General features: G+C 67.2%; 1 protein-coding gene and 2 pseudogenes. 1 reads left to right on the top strand and 2 read right to left on the bottom strand.

Annotated features, from left to right (window positions below):
- Both CVM52_RS28195 and dapE read right to left on the bottom strand, forming a co-directional pair.
- A pseudogene (locus CVM52_RS28195) lies at window positions 1–134 on the bottom strand (TIGR04282 family arsenosugar biosynthesis glycosyltransferase); the annotation flags it as partial.
- 19 nt (window positions 135–153) lie between these two features.
- Window positions 154–1299 (bottom strand): succinyl-diaminopimelate desuccinylase, encoded by a 1146-nt coding sequence (gene dapE, locus CVM52_RS25355; protein WP_100165024.1) that lies wholly within the window; start codon window positions 1297–1299, stop codon window positions 154–156.
- Window positions 1300–1528: 229 nt separating this feature from the next.
- On the opposite strand from dapE, the pseudogene CVM52_RS25350 reads away from it, so the two are divergent.
- Window positions 1529–2099, top strand: a pseudogene (locus tag CVM52_RS25350) (Hint domain-containing protein); the annotation flags it as partial.

Genomic DNA, 2099 nt, shown 5'->3' with positions numbered 1-2099 from the left:
AGGCGCCAGCGCCGGTCGCGCAGTCGGCGCAGCAGCGCGGCGCTGTGCTGGCGAAACCACCAGGCCGCCGCCACGGTGCCGATGCCGCGTGCCAGCCGGGTTTTTACCCGGCCGGGCCGCGGTTCCTTTACCATGACGACAAGGGTGGGGCGGTCAGACAAAATAATCGGCAAGGATGCGGGAATAGATGCGTTTCAACTGGTGGATCTGCGCCACTTCGACCCGTTCGTCGACCTGGTGCATGGTCTTGCCGACCAGCCCGAATTCGACCACCGGGCAGTGATCCTTGATGAAACGCGCGTCCGAGGTGCCGCCGGTGGTGGACAGTTCCGGGGTGACGCCGGTTTCGGCCTGCACCGCCTGCGCCACCAGGTCAGACAATGCACCGGGCGGGGTCAGGAAGCTTTCGCCCGAGATCTTCACCTTCATCGCCACGGTCACGCCGAACGCCTCGGCGACGCGGTCGGCCTCTGCTTGCAGCCAGTTGGTCAGGCTTTGACCCGAATGGGTGTCGTTGAACCGGATGTTAACCGCCGCGCGGCACTCTGCCGGGATCACATTGGTTGCCGGGTTGCCGGTGTCGATGGTGACAATGGCCAATGTGGAGGGGTCGAAATGATCGGTGCCCTGGTCCAGGTCATGGCTGGCCAGCCGGTCCATCAGTCGCGCCATCGCCGGCAGGGGATTTCTGGCCCGGTGCGGATAGGCCGAATGCCCCTGCACGCCGGTCACCGTGAACCAGGCGGTCATCGACCCGCGGCGACCGATCTTGATCATCTCGCCCATCGTTTCGGGGCAGGTCGGCTCGCCCACCAGGCAGGCGGCCATGCGCTCTTGGGCGCCTTCCATGTAATCCAGCAGGGCGACGGTGCCGTCGGTGGCATCGCCTTCTTCGTCGCCGGTGATCGCCAGAATGATGGCGCCGTCGGGCGGCGTGTCCTGAACAAAATCGATGGCGGCGGCGGCAAAGGCGGCAACGCCCGATTTCATGTCGGTTGCGCCGCGCCCGTACAGCACACCATCGCGGGTCTCGGCCCCGAACGGGTCGACGGTCCAGGCCGCGGCATCGCCCACCGGCACCACATCGGTATGGCCATTGAAGCCGAAGGTGCGGGCATGGCCTTTGGCGCCCCAACGGGCAAACAGGTTGGCGGTGTCGCCCCGGTCGGCGCGGGTGCAGTCAAACCCGGCGGCGGCCAGACGGGATTCCAACAGCACCAGCGCGCCGCCCTCCTCGGGCGTGACCGAGGGGCAGCGGATCAGGTCGGCGGTCAGGGCGGCGGCATCGGTCTGGGGCATGGCTCGGGTCCGTATTTAGGCAATTTCATGCCAACAGTTGTGGCAAAATCGTCGCGAAGCCAAGGCCTCTATGCCCCGATCCGGTTAACAGAACCGCCATCGCGCGCTAAGCGCAGCGTCAGAAAAGAACAAATGCAGGTCGGGCGCGCCCTTGGGCGGGATCCGGCAAGATGGAAACAGGGTAAACCATGACAGCAAACCGGAACGCGACGTGCCGGGCAGGCCGGAAATGAGCTGGTTCGCGCTGGCAGGCCAGGACGAAAGCTGGATCGCCGCCGGTATGGATGGTGCCGACAGCGATGCGCTGGCCATCTGCGGTTCGATCGTGATCGAGGCGCGTCTGCCGTTGCTGCACCGGCCCCGGCCTCTGGTGGTGTTCGAACGGCGCGGCGACTGGCCGATTTACTTCGCGGTGCAGGCGCTGCCGGGCGGCGGGGTCACGGTGATTCTGGACCAGGGCGGGGTGATCGTGCACCGGGTGTTCGACTGCGCCGAAGTGGGCCGGGCCGAGACCTTGCGCCTGACCTATTCCTGGAACGGCCCGGCCCGAACCGGTCGTATCGCTTTGGAAAACCCGGACAGCGGCGAAACCCGCATCGCCGAGGTGGCCGCGCCGCGGCCGATCCGGCTGTGCGACCTGGCGGCGTTGATGCGGCCGGAAAGCTGCCGCTATCTGTCGCCCGAGGTGGTGTATCTTGCCGCATCGGAACGGATGGAGCCGGTGGGCCCGGTGCCCACCCTGCTGCCCGACACGCCGGTGGCCACGCCCGACGGCGCCCGCCGCGCCGGGCAGTTGCGGC

This window comes from Pseudooceanicola lipolyticus (assembly GCF_002786325.1).
Classification (GTDB): Bacteria; Pseudomonadota; Alphaproteobacteria; order Rhodobacterales; family Rhodobacteraceae; genus Pseudooceanicola_C; species Pseudooceanicola_C lipolyticus.
This window is presented reverse-complemented; position numbering and strand designations above follow the sequence as displayed.